This is a genomic window from uncultured Succiniclasticum sp., from assembly GCF_902793885.1.
GTDB lineage: Bacteria > Bacillota > Negativicutes > Acidaminococcales > Acidaminococcaceae > Succiniclasticum.
On the sequence record NZ_CADBFF010000004.1, the window covers coordinates 106,087 to 124,848 of the forward strand.

Genomic DNA, 18,762 nt, shown 5'->3' on the forward strand with positions numbered 1-18,762 from the left:
AGGAGGAAAACATCATGGCAGAAGTAGTATACAGCGCGACTGGTCGTCGCAAATCTTCCGTTGCCCGTGTCCGCCTGGTACCGGGTGAAGGCAAAGTGGTCATCAACGGCCGCGAAATGAACGATTATTTTGGTCTGGAAACCCTGAAGCTGATTGTAAATCAGCCTCTGGAACTGACTGAGACCAAAGACAAGTATGATATTTTGGTAAACGTAATCGGCGGCGGTTTCTCCGGCCAGGCCGGCGCAATCCGTCACGGCATCAGCCGCGCTTTGTGCAAGGTTGACGAAGAATATCGTCCGACCCTGAAAAAAGCCGGTCTGATGACCCGCGATCCCCGCGAAAAAGAACGTCGCAAATACGGCCTGAAGAAAGCCCGCAAGGCTTCCCAGTACAGCAAGCGTTAATTTTTGCGTACGTTGTTTTACCGTATATCCTGCCTCGCAGCTTTTGGCTGCGGGGCTTTTCTGTAAAAAATGTGCAAAATTTTATAATTTCGTGTATAATAATTATGCGAAAGTATCGCGCGGATAGCTCAGCTGGTTAGAGTGCCGTCTTGACATGGCGGAGGTCGTGGGTTCGAGCCCCACTCTGCGCACCAGCCATCACACCCTCAATCCCGTACGGGCATTGGGGGTTGTTTTTATATCACACAATTTTTACACCAAAAAGATGAAAAATATTTGAAATCCAGTGAAACTATGATATAATAAAATGACAATAATGACAAAATGATTATAATCACTGAAAGTTTTTGCAAGATAGGGGGCGATGTTGCCTTATGAAGCTGTTCCAGTTTGATTATAAAAACGAAATTTCATTACGTGGCAAGCTGCACAGAATTCGTCAATACTGTGAAGAGAAGGGCGCTTCTAAAGTCCTTTTCCATATATTTACCGATTCGCCGGACAAAGAGCTGATTGATGGCGTTTGCACCGTGCTGGACCAGGAGATGCCGGACGCGGAATATGCAGGCTGCTCTACCAACGGCAACATCAGCAGCGGTGATTTCTCGCCTTCCGGTGTATCCATTACGTGTATGGTGTTCAGCTGTCCTTCCATCCATGTGGAAACGCTGCAGTACAGGCTTACAGAAGACGTGGCCATAGAGGTGACCGATGCGCTGAAGCGGGAAGTGAAAGCCCGTCCCTGGGTCAAGGCCGTGGAACTGGTAGCCACCATCCGGGGCCTGTCCATGTCTGCGTTCTGCGACAATCTGCACGATTTGGATCCTTCCATTCAGGTGTTCGGCGGCGGCGCATTCAGCGGCAAGCTGGATGCCGTACAGGCCTGCGTATTTTCCAAAAAAGGTTCCTGTATGCAAAAGGGCGTTGCCTTTGTGCTGTACGGCGGCGATGATTTTTATCTTTCCACACAGTTTGTGTCCGGCTGGAAGCCGCTGGGCAAAGAAATGAAAGTGACCCGTGCCACGGGCAACATCGTATACGAACTGGACGGTCAGCCGACCTATGACGCATACTATCGTTATTTAAAAATCAAGAATGATGAGAATTTTTTCTTCCATACTATAGAGTTCCCGTTCTACTACATTCGGAACGGCGTCAACATCCTGCGCGACCCGGTATGCTGCAACGAAGACGGGTCCATCGAAATGACCTCGGACGTGAAAGAAGGGGCGACGGGCCGCCTTGCCTACGGCGATCCCATGACGATTCTGGACAGCGTGGCGGAAACCCGGACGGAAGTAGCAAGCTTTTCGCCGGAAGCCATCCTTATCTTTTCCTGCGCCGGACGCCGGTTATTCTGGGGCGACGACAGGATCGGCCGGGAAACACAGCCTTTTGAATCCCTTGCACCGACCTTTGGCTTTTTCACATCCAGCGAGTTTTTGCGCACCAACGGCTATGTGAACCAGCATAATGTTACGCTGGTCATCGCAGCCATGCGGGAAGGAGAACCCAAAGAAAACACGACTGCTGCCGAAAAACTGGATCATACGGAACGCATCTCCATGATTCACCGTCTGGCCACCTTCATCAATATGGCCACAAAGGAACTGGAAGAGGCGAACCAGAAGCTTCACGAGGTAGCCATCACCGACGCGCTGACCGGGCTGTACAACCGGGGCGAGATACAGCGGCGGATTGAAGAGCAGGGCGAAGGGGAAGGGAAGAAAGAACCGTTCTCCCTGATCATGATCGATTTGGACGATTTCAAAAAGGTCAACGACACCTACGGACACAAAATCGGCGACGAAGTGCTGACCGGACTGGCGGATTTCCTGCAGGTATCGCTGCATTCGGAAGAAGTGCGCTATATGGCCGGGCGCTGGGGCGGGGAAGAATTCATGATCGTTTTACCCGGCATGCATGCAAAAGACGCAGCCGTGATTGCGGAAAAACTGCGGAACGGCTTTGCGGCCATCGAATTTAAGGGCGCCGGCCGGCAGACCATGAGCCTGGGTGTGACGGAATATATTCCCGGTGAAGATACGGACGACCTTTGCATCCGTGTGGACGACGCGCTGTATGCGGCAAAACGTGCCGGCAAGAACCGTGTCGTAGTGAAATAGCAATGAAATACACAAGCCGGAGCTGGCAGCTATGGTGTTGCAGGCTCCGGCTTTTAAATTTGCATAATTAACATAAAATATGGTAAAATTAAACCAAAAGATGTATACCTGGATTGCCATCCGCATTTTCTTACTACGTATGTATTACGTTAAAACGATTATGATAAAACGATAAAGAGGGGGCATTTTTTATGTGGACGGACGGTTACTTTACGGAGGGAACCTACACCTACGGCTACTACCGGGAACTGAGCCCGATCTGGCAGCGTTTCTGCCTGCTGGTCAACGGCTACGAGGTACCGGCGCCGGACCGGGACAATGTGCACTGTGAGCTGGGCTTCGGGCAGGGTATTTCGGTAAACATTCATGCGGCAACCGCACAGGGAAACTTTATCGGCACCGATTTTAACCCATCCCACGCGCTGCACGCCAACCTGCTGTGTAAAGCTTCGGGCACAAACGCAAAGTTATACGACCTGAGCTTTGCAGAACTGATGGACGAACCGGACATGCCCATGCTGGACAGTATCAGCATGCATGGGGTGTGGACCTGGATCAGCCATGAGAACCAGAAAAAAGTTGTGGAATTTATACGCCGCTATCTGAAACCGGGCGGCATCTTCTACAACAGCTACAATTGTTTCCCCGGCTGGGCCCAGCACCATCCGATACGGGAACTGCTGACCATGCCCGACATCTACATCCGCAGCGGCAACAATGCAGCGGCCCGGGTGACCAACGCGCTGGCGTTCGCGAAAGAAGCTGTCACTGCCAATCCGCTTTATGCGGAACGCAATGCGGATCTTCTGGAACGCCTGAAAGATCTGCAGACAAAAAATCCGAACTATCTGGCTCACGAGTACCTGAACCGGGACTGGAACGTGATGTATTTTACCGAAGTAGCGGAAATGCTGAAAGAAGCCAAATTGGATTACGCCTGCACCGCATCGCTGCTGGATACATTGGACGATGTGGAAAGCATGAACTTGCCGCAAGAAGCCACGGCCTTTTTATCTACCATCAGCCACCCGTTGCTGCGGGAAGAGCTGCGGGATTATTACATCAACCGCCAGTTCCGGAAAGACCTGTATGTAAAAGGCACCCGGCGGCTGACGCCCGCCCAGCAGCTGAAAGGGATATTGTCCACCCGCTACATCCTGTTAGTTATGGATTTGAAACATCTGGAATGCAGCGGCTATTATCGCAAGATCGATTTCAAATCCGAACTGGTGGAACCGGTGGTGGCCTGGCTGAAGACCGGCGGGAATAAGCCGAAAGACTTCACCGGGTACCTGGCGGCCCACCCGGAAACGGCGCCTGAGGTTGTGTGCAGTTTGCTGAAGGTAATGGTGGAGCAGGGAGTGATTGCGCCCTGTCAGTCGGAAGAGGCTGTGCAGGAAGCCAAACCGGCCTGCGACCGTTTGAACCGCTATTTATGCCAGCGGGCTCTGGCCGCAGATGAGATCTTCTACCTGGCCAGTCCGGTAACCGGAAGCGGCGTCAACCTGAACCGGATCGCTCAGATGGTTTTACATTTTATGTGGCAGGGGGTCAAGGAAAACGCGCTGCCGAAAGAAGTGTGGAAAACACTGGATTCCCAGGGGCAGTTCCTGCTGAAAGACGGCAAAAAGCTGGAAACGGAAAAAGAGAACCTGGCGGAATTGAAACTGCAGGTCAAGGGATTCACCGAACAGACCCTGCCGGTCCTGACGAGGCTGGGGATTTTGTGATTTGCTTTTTCCCTGTAATGACTCCAATGGCTGTTATTGCTTTGTAAATTAAAACTCCTCTCCGCATTTCGCAGAGAGGAGTTTTCTATTTGCTGTGTTTTACTTTTGTTTTGCAGGCACAATGCGTGCGTTCTTCTTTTTAATCTCGTGTTTCTTTTCCAACTTGTCATAGCTGAAACGGGGACGCTCGTACCATTTGCCTTCTTCATTGCCATTGCCTTCCACATGGGCCACACGGACATGACTCAGTTCCGGCTCGAACGCCTTCACAAGGCGTTCTTCCAGCTTCGCGCCGCGTTTCATCGCCATGTCAAGGGCTGCAGCAAACTGGCTGCGGGTGAGGGTATGTCCGGCATATCCTTTAATGTAACCCTGCTGTTCCAGTTCTTCCAGTTTGTCATAGGCCCACTTGTTATCCAGGTTGTCCGGGAACATGGCGGGCATCGCTGTGGGCAGGGAAGAAGCTGCCGGCATATTCACGCCGGCATTTCCGGCCAGCTGCCGTACCAGCGCCGTGAGTTCCGCAATCTGGGCGTCCTGACGGGCCACATGTTCACGCAACGCAACGACTTCCTTCGTCAGGGCCGTACGGGAACCGGTGACGCGGGGTGTGCGGTCCAACGAGAAGCTGACGCCTGCGTTCACCATATTTTCGCCGTTGCCTACGGTACCACCCAAACTGAACATGACTTTTTCATCCGCACGGTAGAACAGACCCAGTGCTGCTGCGTTTTCACCGCGGTAATGCCCCACGCCGGCCGCAAAGGTCAGTTTGTCATCCGGATCAAAATCAAGGGGATGCAGGGCTGCTAATGCAGCAGCGCCGGCGATGCCTTTTTTCGCCCGGTTGTCTACGTTGCTGATCTGATCGCCAAGGTTATTCAACGCCTGATTGTTTCCTGCTGCATAGTCTCGTAACTGGGAAACGTTTACGGCGTCGGTATCATTTTCACCGGGCGCTACGTTCGTAATCTTCTTATCGCCTGCGTTGATGCCGTCTTTTGTCATACTGGGACCATTCTGAATGGTTACGCCGTTGTCGTTCACGGTTGTTCCGCCGACTGTCAGCCCTTGATTCGTCAGGTTGACCGGGCTGGAACCGCCGGCGATCGAAACACCGTCGTTGTTCATCGTGGTGTTTCCTGCCGTAAACCGGTTGGCTTTTACTTCATCTTTGGTAATGGAAGTGTCCCCAACCGTCATACCCTTGGTATTCATAACGGTATCGCCTGCCGTTACGCTGTCAACTTCAATATCTTTGGCAAGGTCAATCTCATAATGATAGGATTTGGGATCGTCGGAGGGATTTGTTTCTTTAATTGTCAAATTGCCGGATTCAGAATGGTCATTCGTATTGTAGATGGTCGTTGTGCTGGCTTTCACCTCATACGTAGTGGCAGGAGTAAGCGTAATTGAAGTGGGGGAGGGGTCCGTAGCGGGCGTGTCAGTGCCCGTTGCTCCGGTACCTGTCGTCCCTGCGCCTTCGCCGCCTTCCGTTGTCTTGGTGACCGTTGTGCTCTTGGTAGGCGTCGTATCTCCAATCACCTGTACACTCAAAGCCTGCATTGCCTGATACAACTGACTGCCGTTGATCGCGTCGGTAGAATCTTTTGAAATCAGGCCGGCCGCTACGTTCTGGATGCGGCGGGTACCGTTATCGGTACTGCCAACACTCACCACACCGGCAGGCGTTGCGCCTGCAAATTCATAGGGTTTTCCGTTGATTTCTACGGGGTCGTCCTTGGTTCCATACCCGTTTACACCGGCGGTGCTGTCTCCGGCTTCCGTATATCCGGATTTAGTTCCGAGGAATACGGAATCTTGGTACGTGGTTGTTACATTGTTTCCTAAGATAAATGTGTCGGACGTCTTAATGTGACTATTGTTACCGATGGCATAGCTTCCGTCTACGGAGGCATCAATTTCTGTCGGATCGCCGAACGCGCCGGAATTTTTACCGTAAATCTTGTGCCCGGTGCCAACTGCGATGTTGTTGCTTCCGGTTACGGTGTTATTCACGCCAAGGGCTATGCTTTGGTCTCCCTTTTCACCGACAACCGAGCCTTTGCCAAGGGCTATGGATCCTTTGCCATAGGCCTTGGCCTGCGTTTTAACAAGGGCTTCTGCATTATCATAAGCGGTTCCGGCAGCCGTGTCATCTTTGGGAAGTAGATTAAGCTCGTTCGTAAGGTCCTTAATCTTATCACCCAGAATCTTCTTTTCATAATTGATATCGGTAATCAACCGTTTATAGTCAGCTATTAATGTTTTGTTTTGCTTGTTGTCCTCAACTTTTTCTAATTCGCTTAATTTAGCATTTAAACCTTTCTTTGTAGTATCACTGGGATCCCCATCAAGCCTCTTTTCTAATACCTTAATTGCCTTATCATATTCGCCAATTTTGTTAGTAATCGTTGTTCTTTCGGTAGATACTTTTTTAATGTAGTCTTGCTTTCCATATTCCGTGATGGAAAGAGCATCGGATACTTCTCTTACCCCTTCAAAATGAGCATACGGGCTCTGAATTTTTCTGTAACTGTTTGCGTCAGTTCCAATGGCTACATTTCGATAATCTGTAGTGAAGGTGGTTGCGCGTTTTAATTGTGCTACGTTAACCGCATCTCTGTCAAACACGCCGGCAGCTACATTGGTAATACGGCGGGTTACGTTGGCGTCGCGACTGGATGAGTTACTTGTAGATAAGGTGCCGATCGATAAGGCGGCATGGGTCGCTTTCCAGGTAGGATCATCTGCGTCTTTTCCATAATAACCTAATCCGGTCTGCATATCGTAACCAGTCATGGCACTTTCTGTACCCGACCTGTCCAGATAACCGGCTTTAGCCTGGCTGCCCAAGGCGATACCGCCGGCTACTCCGGTACGAGATCCTGCACCGATGGCGACGGCATCTTCGACGGAAGATGCATTCTTTTCTTCCAGTGCAATTTTTTCCCGAATCTTAACGCTAAAGGCGTCTGCTGCTTTATCGTACGCATTTTTGGCTGCGTCCATGGTACCCTTTAGCCTGTTATATTCTGGGTCTGCGGTTGATGCGCCTTTTGCAGCAACATAGATGTTATATTCGCGTTCAGCAACAGTAAATGCGTGACGTTTCTTATAATACGCATCTTTACGGCCCTGATATACTTCATTATCAATCAGATTCTGTAAATCAAGATAATCTTCGTTATTGGCGATTAAGGCGCCGCTGCCTATCGCAATACCTTTTGCACCATAGGAGGTGGCTGCTGCATATGTTACGCTTTCAATACCTTTGACAGTACCCTCTTCGATTTTTTGAGTGCCATAAGCACCGCCAATTGCAATGGCAGATTTGGCGCCTTCGCCAACGGTTGCTCCGAAGTCGCGGGCGTTGCCTTCCGGCGCACCATAAACCACTTTCCCATCACTGTTGGTATAGGACATGTTGCCACCCAAAGCAATTGCGTTCAGAGCTCGGGCATCAGACCGGGTACCAAGGGCAATGGCATCATTGGTGTTGTAATCGATGGGTGAGTTCCCGGTACCATTAAGGTTGAACCGGACCGCCTGGGTAACAGCTGTAGCTTCGTTACCTAATACCATGGAACCCTGGCCGGCAGCCCAGGCTCTCTGGTCATTATGGTCTAGAGTTTCGGTATCTACTACATTGGAAACGCCGATGGCGATACTCCGGTTGCCGGTAGCAAATGCCGCCGTGCCAACCGATACAGAATTGTTGGCCAGTGCATGCGCCCTGTAACCGAGGGCTACCGTATTAACAGCGCGCTTGTCGCTATGTCCCGCTTCGGCTAAATGACCGATTGCAATGGAGTTCGTATACAATGCATCTGCTTCGCGGCCAATTGCAATCGCATTCTCACCAGCAGCGTTCGCCTGGTATTCAGGCGCGACATACACTCCCGTGTATGGATCTGATGGGTCTGCCCGTAATCCGTTAATATGTATATACGGGCTGTTGATGCTGTGATAATCTTCCATTACAGGATTTCCATGTTCATCTACAACTGGCTTGCCTTGGTCATCTAATTTTTGAAAATGTATCGTATCTACGTTCAATGCGCGGTGGTCTGTAGTGACTTTTGATGGAGCGGATGATCCGCCGGAAGCAATGGTGTATCTTATACCATCATAATAGATTGCTGTAGCTACATTGTCTGGAGTTGTTTCTAACGCTTCGAAACGCGTGCTGATGGCAATGCCATAGGTATCTTTTGTGCTGACCGTTGTATAAGGCACAGAGGTTAGTGTTATGCCTTTACCTGCAACGAACTGCACCTTGTTTTTCCCGTTGCCCACAACAGTCGTTTTCACATCTAACGAATAACCGTCTGTCGGATTTTTAACCTTGCCCCCGTCTGCTGCAAGCCCTATGTTCCATACAGTTTTCTTCAACTGCGCTACGTTAACGGCGTCGGTATCGGCAGTGCCAGCAGCTAAACCTGTGAGTTGGCGTGTTGCAGTTGTTGCTTGGCCGATTTTTGCATTGGACGAATTGCCGCCGATGGAAACGGCTGCCAGCGTAGAAGTCCAGATAGGATTACCCGCGTCTTCACCAGCATAATTCTTACCGGTTGTTGCATCGTAGCCAGCGCCTGCGCCGCCATTTGAACTTGCCCTTGCTGCAACGGAGTATGCGCCTAACGCAACGCCGTTTGCCACGCTGGCGCTTGAACCGCTGCCGATGGCAATAGCGCGAGTTGCGTTATCGCCAATCGTTGCTGCGGCGGTGTAATCATCAATTTCGCCGCTAAGAGCAGTTGTAGGAAAATACTCGGAATCAATCCCTTTTACTGTTCCGGTTGCGCCGCCAATGGCTACAGCGCCGTCAGCTTCCAGACCTACGTGAGCGCCGGTGCCTTCGGCCCTGTCTACCCATTTGCTTTGTGCACCATCATAATATTGGGTAATATTGGTCATTTTGGTGCGATCCTCATTACCGTCGGCGTCTTTGCCATATTGGTGATATGTGTAGGACATGCCGCCGCCCAGCGTAACTGCGTTTCTTGCCTGTGATAGTGTATTCGTTCCTATGGCGATGGCATCGTTCGTTGAAGTATAAGTTGCGCGATCTTCCGCCAAATTGTCCTTCGTAGGCAGTTTGTCCCCCATAACTATTGCTGTATCGCCAAAAGTAATGGAGCCCTGGCCGGCGGCCCGTGCGCCTCTGTGAGCTTGATTGATATCGGTGCTTGTGGTTCCTATGGCAAAAGAACGAGCTGCTGTTCCGTCTGTGCTGACGCCGATGGCAAAGGCGTTAGCTGCATGGGTGTGGGCAAGATTGCCAATGGCGATGCTGTTTTTGGTATTGGCGAAATAGTTATTATTGATAGAGTCGTAACCGATAGTGAAATTATTTGCACGGCCGATGGTAATGGAATATCCGCCCTGTTCAGTTGTATCCAAGGCATCCAAAGCACTATTGAGGTTACCCTGCTGAACTCCTGACGTGCCATTACCTTCTCCACCAATAGCGATTGAACCTTGCGTCAATGCTCTCGCTCCATGTCCGATGGCGGTGGCATTATTCCCGGTGGCCATTGCCTGTTCGCCTACGGCGATGGTATATTGCCGCAAGGCCTGGGCGTGATAGCCCACAGCGATAGCGTAACCGCTGCCTCCCTCTACAAATTTACCGCCTCCGTCCGCAATGGCACTAATAGTAGTGTCATCTTTAGTTGGGTCTCTTCTTTCCCCGTGGGCAGCCGCATCCGTACCAATGGCGATGTCATGCGCGCCCCAAGCGCCGGAAGTGATTGGGTCAGACAAACCAAATTGAGTGAAGGAAACATTATTTCGCCCCACTGCGATGGAATGAGCATTGATGGCAGAGGCATTGTTACCAATAGCGATTGCATAGTCTGCGGTATTGTAATAGTTTGCAGTATTGGTTTGGAGGGTGGCAACAAGATTATTTAATTGGTTTATGTAGTTGTTCGCCGTGGTGCTGCCTACACTATTCAACGCGTTGACTAACGCTGAGTAAGACGCCGCATTCTGCACAGCGGTTACATTGCGTAATGCGCTGTTGCTTTTGATGGTCCGTTGCAAGGCATTGTAAGCCTTTATTTGCGCCTCGGCTGCAGTGAATTTTCTTATTGTCGTGGCGGCATTGCCCACAGCGACAGAGTAATTCCCTTTTGCATTAGCGTCGTCGCCTACAGCGACAGAGTTAGTGCCAGATGCGTTTCCGCTCATAGTCAATTTCGTAGGTGTGCTATTGGTACTAACGCCTACAGCGCTCGCTTCAACACTGACTGTCGCAGCCATCGTCATCCCCGCCGCCAAAAACGAAGCGATAATCTTCTTGTTCAGAGATGAGCTGCATTTCCCATTCCGCTTTGCGATTTCCGAAACAACTACGTAGCAATTCTTTGCTTTGCTCCAGATTACTTTGTAGATTTTATTCACGATAATCTCCTTTCACTTTCTCCTTTTGTTTTCTGAGATCATTTTATATAAATTTTAATAACAATCCGTTTTTTGTGTTCGCGCTTCCTGTGCTTTCCTGGACCGTAAGCGCTTACGCTTGGAACAATGCTGATGCCATGCGTTTGTGAGATGAATTCATCAGCGGTTCCTTAAATCAGACTCGCCATGTACAGCGGCAGGTACGTGATGCCTTCTTCCTCCTTTGCATTACCGGTGTGCAGATCGTATGTGATGTGCAGCTTCTCACCGAATTTCGCCATAAACTTCCGCAGGGAAGAGCGTTTGTAGTTCTTCCCGGATTTCACTTTGATGGGGGCCACGCCGGTCTGGCCGTCCTTCCGCTGCTTCGTCACCAGGAAATCCACCTCCATACGGTTTTCCTTGCGTTCCCGGTCCGCGTTGGCGTAGAAGTACAGCTTGTGACCGCTGGCCGCCAGCATCTGGGCCACGATGTTCTCCAGCACCAGGCCCATGCTTTCTTCCAGGTTGCCCAGCAGCACCTTCTCGTAGATCGCTTCCTCCTCGAGGGCCTTTTCGTCATAGGCGTGGCTGATGAGGAGGCCCGTGTCTGCCATGTAACATTTCAGCATGGTCCGCTCCTGGGGCAGGTCCAGTCCCAGGCCCGGGTCCGTAGCGTTGTGGCAGCAGTGCAGCAGCATCGCTTCTTCCAGCCAGAACAGGGGTTCCTGGTACTCGCTGTAGCGCCCTCCCTTTTTCAGATCCGAGAACCGGAAGTGCTGGTTCCGGTTTTTCAGCTGGGAGGGAACCTCTTCAAAGATGGCCTGCACTTTCGGCCTGTGCCGTTTGGCGTATTTCGCAATGCCTTCCCGGTAAAAGTCCAGGATTTTTCGCTTCACCTTGTCCACCCGGTGGAAGTCCATCGTATCGACGTATTCCGCGACCGACTGGGGCATGCCGCCCACGATCAGATACTGGCGGAACGCGTTCATGGCCTGGCGGTGCAGCGACCTGCTGAGGGGCCGCCGTTCCTCAAAACAGCTTCGCAGTTGGTCCATCAGCGTATCGTTGCCGGTGGCCCAGAGGAATTCCTCATAATCCATGGGGAACATTTTGAACCGTTCTTCCCGGGAAACGTCCGTCACTCCTTTCAGATTCTGTTTAATCGAAAGCAACGCGCCGGTCTCGATATAGTCGTAACGACCGTCCGCTACCAGCGTATTGATCGCGTTGCGCACCTGGGGGAACCGCTGTATCTGCTCCAGGAGGATGACAGTGTTCCGTGTCTGCAGCTTTGTCCGGTATAGCACTTCCAGTTTCAGGAAGAACGTGTCAAGGTCGTCCAGGTCATAGAGGAACATGTCCCTGACCGCTTTTCCGGCGGTGCTGAAATCGATGCGGATGAAACTGCCGTATTCCTTCGTCGCGAATTCTTCCGCGACGAAGCTTTTGCCTACCCGGGGCGCTCCCTGGATCAGCGCTGCGCTTTGCCCCCGGCTCCTTTCTTTCCAGGCCAGGAGCGTGTCATACATTTTACGTTTCATTTTTACTGCCTTTTAAAACTATCCTCATTAAAAAATACAACATATATTAAAATTAATTAAATATAATCTCTATGTCGTATTAGGAATAAAATCAGAATCTCCGGCAATTATTACATAAATCAAGAATTTTGACAAGTATGATTTTTCAAAAATAAAGGTTTTTATTGCTTGGTAAACACAAAAAACGAAAATTTTCGGCTGATTTTAGCATATGTGTAAAGAGGATCGGTGATCGGTTGTCAGTTTGTAATTTCGGTATTACCGCCCGGAATAACAAATCCTTTTAAAATACAGACTCTTTACTGCCTTATATATACAAAACAGATTCATCAAAATTAACATTGCCGGAAATTATATAATCAGTATCTACCTATTATACTTGTATATAGTAAAACCGGGCCGTTCTCTAAGAACAGCCAGGTCTGGCTACATACGGTTTACAGTATTCTGCTGTGTATTATTTGTTCGGCTGGATGCGGTACTGCTTCTTCGCGATTCCGTTCTTTTCCACTTTGTCGTGGCTGAAGCGGGGACGTTCATACCATTGGCCTTCTTCGTTGCCCTTGCCTTCCACATGGGCTATCCGGACATGGCTCAGTTCAGGTTCAAACTCCTTCACAATCCGTTCATCCAGTTTTGCGCCGCGTGCCATAGCGGTATCCAGGGCTGCCGCAAATTCATTCCGGCTGAGGGTACGGTCGGCAAAACCTTTGATATAACCCTGCTGTTCCAGTTCTTCCAGTTTGTCGTAGGCCCACTTGTTATCCAGATTATCGGGGAAGGGGGTGGGGGCTTTGATTTCAGGTAAAGCGGGGAGATCCACCTTGTCATCCGGATCGAATTCCATGGGATGCAGGGCTGCCAGTGCGGCGGCGCCGGCGATACCTTTCCGCGCCCGGTTGTCCACGTTGCTGATGTCGTGGTTTACATTATCTATTGCGCTGTACAGCTGCCCTCCGTTGACCGCATCCGTAGAATTAGCAGAAACATCGCCATTTGCCACATTGGTAATCTTCTGTCCGCCTGCATTGACGCCTTCTTTGGTCATGCTGGGACCACCGTCAATTGCAATCTTATTGTCCTGCACAGTGGCGTTGCCAACGGTCAGGCCGGTATCATTGATAGTGGAGACGCCATATTTGAAGCCGTCTGCTGCTGTCATGCTGGGGCCGTTCTGAATGGTTACACCGCTGTTGTTGATTTCCCCATAAATCGTTGTAAAACGTGTCACGCCATACGGATCATTATTAAGACCGGTATAAGAGACGTTTCCGCCCATGGCTACCGCGTTTTTTGCCATTACGCGAGCCTGGGTGCCCACGGCAATTGTGTCATTCACATTCGTATCCGTGACGCGCCCTGGGTCTTTGGGTAAGGTTGCGGACGTATATGCGAGTATCCGAGGGTGTGAAACAAGCGCTGGCATTGCCTGACCCCTATATCAATGCCGTATCGAGTTTTGATGTAGGTAGAAAGAGATGGTCCATCCCATACTTTCAGGTCATGATCCCTAGGGTCTGCCTGAATCACTGCATCTATTTCCTTCAGTTGATCTTCTGAAAGCTTGCTCGGCCTTCCTGTGCGCCGTTGTGGCCGGAGGGCGTCAAAGCCATGTTCATCAACAGTTTTGACCCATCCGGTAACAGCCGCCTTTGTGAAACCGGCAGAAGCTCCAACCTGCGAGGCGGGAGTTCCAGACAGAACCATGTTGACCGCAAAAACGCGGAAAAGGTATCGTGATTCATCTGTTGACGACATTATTGCTTTACCTTGTTCTAATAAAAGGGCCGGATTGGTGTTGTATTTTCTTGAGTTCATGTGAGCACCTCCTCTACGAAGGAGCATAGCACATAAATCAATTTATGTCAAAGTAAATTTAATAATGTCGTTCACTATAATATCACAAATGAAGGGATTTTTCAAATAAATCTTACATTAAGAAATGCGCGGGTATATATAAATTCAAAAAATTTTGTAAAAGTCAGAAATCTGTTGTATAATATAGCAGTAAGCAGAATTTGCGACAGCGATAGTCTTAAGGGTTTAACGGCTTGACAGAGTATTGATAAAAGGAAACGGTGAAACATGAAAGCATTGAACCGGGCGTTTGAACGCGCCCTCGACCATTCAGAAAAGAAGGACAATATCGCGGAGCTTCTGAGCTGTATCGGCGAAGAGCTGAGCTGCGACCGCATCTGTGTCTTTGAGGTAAATGAAGAGGACAAGGATAAGAAATGCGTCAAGACGTACGAATGGGTCCACCGGTCCATCCGGCATGACCGGATTTTCTGGCAGAGCCTGTCGGACACGGTATTCGATGCCTGGTACGGGCGGCTGCAGCAGCATGAGATCATCACGGTGACGGACACGGACGACCTGAAGGAGTACGATCCGGATGTGTACCGGGTCTTTACGGAGCAGGGCATCCACCGGGCGGTGGTGTCCGGGCTGGCGTTCCACGGCAAGGCCTTTGGGTTCTTTGTGCTGGAAAATCCCAGCGACGACGCCTTTTCCGACCGGGAACTGCTGATGCCGGGCCTGCGGTATGTGCTGTCTTCCATGGTGTACAGCGAGCATCTGGTGCGGCGGCTCATGCGCATCGGTTACAAGGATTCTCTTACCGGCGTGGGAAACCGGCTGGCGTTGCAGGAACATTTGTACCAGATTGAGGAAAAAAGCAGCCTGAGCATCATCTATTTCGATGTGATCGGCTGGCGGAACGGGGAAGGAAAGCAGCACCATCTGGAGATTGAACAGACTGTGTTCCGCACGGCGAAGCTGCTGGCGGAGCTGTACGGGGAACATCATGTGTTCCGTACGGCGGTGACGGAACTGCTGGTGGTGACGGAGCAGGAGAGCGAGATCCTGTACGAGGAAGAGCTGTTGCGGATCAAGGTGCTGCTGCGGGAGCACAACCTGTTGGTAGCGGTGGCTTCCCTTTGGAAGGCCAATGTGGATAAGCCGGTGGATGCGCTGCTGCACAGCGTGCATCAGGTGCTGCTGCCCAAGCGGCGGATGCTGGCGGCTCACCGGGATCCGGAGACGGTTCCCATCAAGCTGGATGAAAATCACGACGATTTTGCGAAGATCGATATGATGCGGGGCAACGAGTTCTTCCAGAAGGCTGAGGCCTTCCTTGGGGAACTTTTCGAGGAATCGGTTGCTACCATTGTGTTTGATATCAATCACTTTAAGTTATACAACGATATTTTCGGACGGCAGGCGGGCAACACCTACCTGGAGAATCTGGCTGCGGAGGTGGACAAGATCGCGGAACGGTACAACGGCGTCTGCGGATATACGGGCGGCGATACCTTTTGCGCCTTTATTCCGTCGGAGAAGAAGGACTACCGGGATTTTGTGACGGAAGCGGACGCCATCTACGGCATGCTGGACAGTCCGGAAGGTTTCGCCACCGTGCTGGGCATCTACTTCTCCACGGACCGCCGGGAGTCGGTGACGTCCATGTACGACAGGGCGCTGGGCGCGCTGCACAACATCAAGGGCGAGTTCCTGCGGGGGTACCATTTCTACAGCCAGGAGACCCACGACCACCAGAAGGAAGACCAGATGGTGATCCTGGATGTAAAGGACGGCCTGCGCAACAACGAGTTTATCTTTTATGTGCAGCCCCAGGTGCTGGTCAGCAACAGCAAGATCATCGGCGGTGAGGCGCTGGTGCGCTGGATGCACAAGGGCAAACTGATCCCGCCGGTGAAGTTCATCCCGATTCTGGAGAAGACAGGCTATATTTACCAGATTGACTGCGCCGTGTGGGAGAATGTGGCGCAGTGGCTCAGCGATGTGAAGAAGCGGGGCATTGAGCCCGTTCCCATTTCGGTCAACGTGTCCCGGGTGGATTTCTATTTTGCGGACATTGCGGACCATTTCATCAATCTGGTGAAGAAGTACGAGCTGAATCCGTCCATGATCGGTATTGAGATTACGGAGAGCGCCCTGACGGACAACATGAACACCATCCTGGATGCCATCAAGCGGATGCGGGAATACGGGTTCCATGTGCTGATGGATGATTTCGGCAGCGGTTCTTCTTCCCTGAGCATGCTGCACACCATGGACGTGGACGTGCTGAAGACGGATATGCAGTTCCTGGCGGGGAACGACGATCACGACGAACGGGGCATGAATCTGGTCCGCACCATTGTGACCATGGCCAAGAATCTGGGCATGACCGTAGTCTCCGAAGGCGTGGAGACGGAATGGCAGAAGGATATGCTGGTTGATATGAACGCCAACTACGCCCAGGGCTATTATTTCTACCGTCCCATGCCGGTGGAAGAGTTTGAAAAGTTGATTGCGGACCGGAGCAACGTGGAGTATGGCGCCAAGAGTATCAAGAACAAGCTGGGGCTTGGCAAATAGGATACGAAGTCAGAAAAACAAAGGGACAAGTACCCGGAGAAGACAAGACGGCGCTGTGGGATCCGCCGGTTTTTTCGGTTGTTGTAAGAAAAATCCCAAAGGATTGTGATTTGTTTGTGACATGCTGTTGAATAAATCTGAGATTGCGACTATAATGGTAATGTAAAATGTTAAGCAATGCCGTTGATGCAAGGTCTGCGTCTGTGTGCACAGGTCCGGAAGCGAAGACGGCGGGAAGGAGCATTATAAATGAAAAAAACATTAATGGCTTTGGCACTTTCCATGGCAGTCAGCGCAAGCTGCTTTGCGGCCGGTGCGTCCGGTCGGTTTGCTACGGAGGAAAGAACGGCGGATGCGCTGGTGGATGCACTGACCGGCAGCACGGGCTATGAACAGGTAAGCAAAAACTTCAGCAAGGGATTAAAGGAAAAACTGAATGCAGATGCTTTTGCCAAAGTGAAGGAAGAAATCCGCAAACAGGTTGGCGCCATCAAAAACGTGAATTTCGTAGTGCTGAACAAGCAGTATGATCTGCAGAAGGGCTACAACGGCGTTGACGAACTGGTGTATTTCGGCACGGTAAACAAGGAAAAGTTTGCCCGGATTTTCGTATCTTTTGCGGAAGAAGGCGGCAAGCCGATGGTGACCGGTTTCCAGGTTACCCCCATTGAACCGGCGAAACAGCAGGCTCCGGCAAAATAATAAAAGGTAACTTCGCCTGAGTTAAGGCCCTGAAAGGGTAGATGTGTCTTCGTTTTGCCCGGTTCTGTGAAGCGGGTGCGGACACGTTGTGATTTGCTTTGGATTTTGTTGTATAAAACGAGCCTCTGCAGTCTGGCAGTTCAGATTGCAGAGGCTGTTTATTTTGCATTAATTCGCTGTCGTGCATACACAAAGGCCGGGCGCAGTGCTATAATTAATAGTGAGAAGAGAGGTTTGCATTGCTGGTTGCGGTGGGGGAAGTGTATGTTGTATGGAGCAGTGGAAACGTAACGTATATATCTGCACTTTGGCGGCGTTCATCACGTCGGTGGGCATGAGCCAGCTGGCTCCCATGCTGCCGCTGTATATTCAGTCATTGGGAGTGACGGATCAGGGGGAGGTGGCCCGCTGGGCAGGCATCATTTTTGCCATGAACTTTGTGACGCTGGCTGTCTTTTCGCCCATCTGGGGCAGGCTGTCCGACCGGTACGGGCGCAAAATCATGTGCCTGCGGGCCGTCATCTGGCTGGCCGTCATCAATTTCGGCATGGGCATGGCCCAGCATGTGTATCACCTGGTGATACTGCGTCTGTTGCAGGGAGCCTTGAGCGGGTTTCTGGCGACTGCCATTCCGCTGGTGTCATCCGAATCTCCGACCCACCGGGCTGGCTGGGCCCTGGGTGTCTTTTACACAGGGCAGATCAGCGGCACCCTCATCGGGCCGTTGCTGGGAGGCTGGCTGGCGGAGACGGTAGGATACCGGAACACGTATTTTGTGGTAGCCGGTTTTTGCCTGCTCAGCAGTCTGGCCATCATGGGGATTCACGAGACCCGGCGGGTTGCGGACAATACGACGGTCAAAGTTTCCAACAGAGACGCGTTTCGTTCCGTATCCCGGCCGTCCATGCTGTATGGGATTTTCGTAACAACATTTTCACTTCAGTTTTCCCTTATGTGCATCGAGCCCATCCTGACCGTTTATATTAAAGGAATGGCGCCGGAATCCGAACACGTGGCCCTGATTTCTGGGGCGGTTTTTTCCAGTGCGGGGTTTGCCAGCGCTTTGTTTAGTTCCCGGTTGGGGGCGCTCTCCGACCGGATCGGGACGCAGAAGGTACTGTTCTGTTCCCTGCTGACCGCCTGCGTGGTGGCCATTCCTCAGGCTTTTGTTACAGCGCCCTGGCAATTGGGGATGCTGCGTTTTATTCACGGCATTGCAGTAGCGGGTCTGATGCCTTCTGTGAACCATCTGATCAAGGAAGCGGCGCCGCAGGAGTTTTTGGGGCGCATGTACGGCATCAACCAGTCCTTCCAGTTTATCGGCATGAGTTCCGGCGCCATCTTCGGCGGTTTTATTGCGGAACATTTCGGCATTCCCAGCCTGTTCTTCATTGCGGCGGCCATGCTGCTGGCCAGTGCCGGGCTGTGCTATAAGGTGATCGGGGCCCGGTCGTGAAGGGTATGCGGAAGGATCACTGGG

General features: G+C 51.3%; 10 protein-coding genes and 1 tRNA gene. 7 read left to right on the plus strand and 4 right to left on the minus strand.

The features are described from left to right. The first annotated feature begins 14 nt into the window (after positions 1-14). The 4 genes from rpsI (at position 15) to QZV31_RS03440 (ending at position 4,263) form a co-directional block, all read left to right on the plus strand. A complete protein-coding gene (gene rpsI / locus QZV31_RS03425; RefSeq protein WP_093729223.1) occupies positions 15-407 on the plus strand; it encodes a 30S ribosomal protein S9 in 393 nt (130 codons plus the stop codon). 117 nt (positions 408-524) lie between these two features. Then, positions 525-601: transfer RNA gene (locus QZV31_RS03430), tRNA-Val, on the plus strand. A gap of 180 nt (positions 602-781) precedes the next feature. Beyond that, the gene (locus QZV31_RS03435) at positions 782-2,533 is read left to right on the plus strand and encodes a diguanylate cyclase (RefSeq protein ID WP_295358109.1); all 1,752 of its coding nucleotides are present in this window, start codon (positions 782-784) and stop codon (positions 2,531-2,533) included. 191 nt (positions 2,534-2,724) lie between these two features. Continuing rightward, entirely contained in the window at positions 2,725-4,263 is a 1,539-nt protein-coding gene (locus QZV31_RS03440; protein WP_295358112.1) for a class I SAM-dependent methyltransferase, read from the plus strand. 99 nt (positions 4,264-4,362) lie between these two features. Here the strand turns inward: QZV31_RS03440 and QZV31_RS03445 are convergent, their stop codons facing one another. From QZV31_RS03445 to QZV31_RS03460, 4 genes are all read right to left on the minus strand, one after another. Further along, complete coding sequence (locus tag QZV31_RS03445; protein WP_295358115.1) at positions 4,363-10,674, minus strand: ESPR-type extended signal peptide-containing protein; 6,312 nt, start codon at positions 10,672-10,674, stop codon at positions 4,363-4,365. Positions 10,675-10,844: 170 nt separating this feature from the next. Continuing rightward, positions 10,845-12,197, minus strand: a complete 1,353-nt coding sequence (locus QZV31_RS03450) for an AAA family ATPase (protein WP_295358118.1) — start codon at positions 12,195-12,197, stop codon at positions 10,845-10,847. Positions 12,198-12,654: 457 nt separating this feature from the next. Further along, positions 12,655-13,536: a hypothetical protein gene (locus tag QZV31_RS03455; RefSeq protein WP_295358120.1), complete on the minus strand. Its 882-nt coding sequence runs from the start codon at positions 13,534-13,536 to the stop codon at positions 12,655-12,657. Then, positions 13,533-14,015, minus strand: a complete 483-nt coding sequence (locus QZV31_RS03460) for a helix-turn-helix domain-containing protein (protein ID WP_295358123.1) — start codon at positions 14,013-14,015, stop codon at positions 13,533-13,535. Before QZV31_RS03460 ends, QZV31_RS03455 begins: the two co-directional genes overlap by 4 nt. A 267-nt stretch (positions 14,016-14,282) precedes the next feature. On the opposite strand from QZV31_RS03460, the gene QZV31_RS03465 reads away from it, so the two are divergent. From QZV31_RS03465 to QZV31_RS03475, 3 genes are all read left to right on the plus strand, one after another. Continuing rightward, entirely contained in the window at positions 14,283-16,580 is a 2,298-nt protein-coding gene (locus QZV31_RS03465; RefSeq protein ID WP_295358126.1) for an EAL domain-containing protein, read from the plus strand. A 249-nt stretch (positions 16,581-16,829) separates the two neighbouring features. Further along, positions 16,830-17,282, plus strand: coding sequence for a hypothetical protein (locus QZV31_RS03470; protein WP_295358129.1), 453 nt, complete (start codon positions 16,830-16,832; stop codon positions 17,280-17,282). A gap of 271 nt (positions 17,283-17,553) precedes the next feature. Beyond that, on the plus strand, positions 17,554-18,738 hold the full coding sequence (locus tag QZV31_RS03475; RefSeq protein ID WP_295358131.1) for an MFS transporter: 1,185 nt from the start codon (positions 17,554-17,556) through the stop codon (positions 18,736-18,738). The last annotated feature ends 24 nt before the right edge of the window (positions 18,739-18,762 follow it).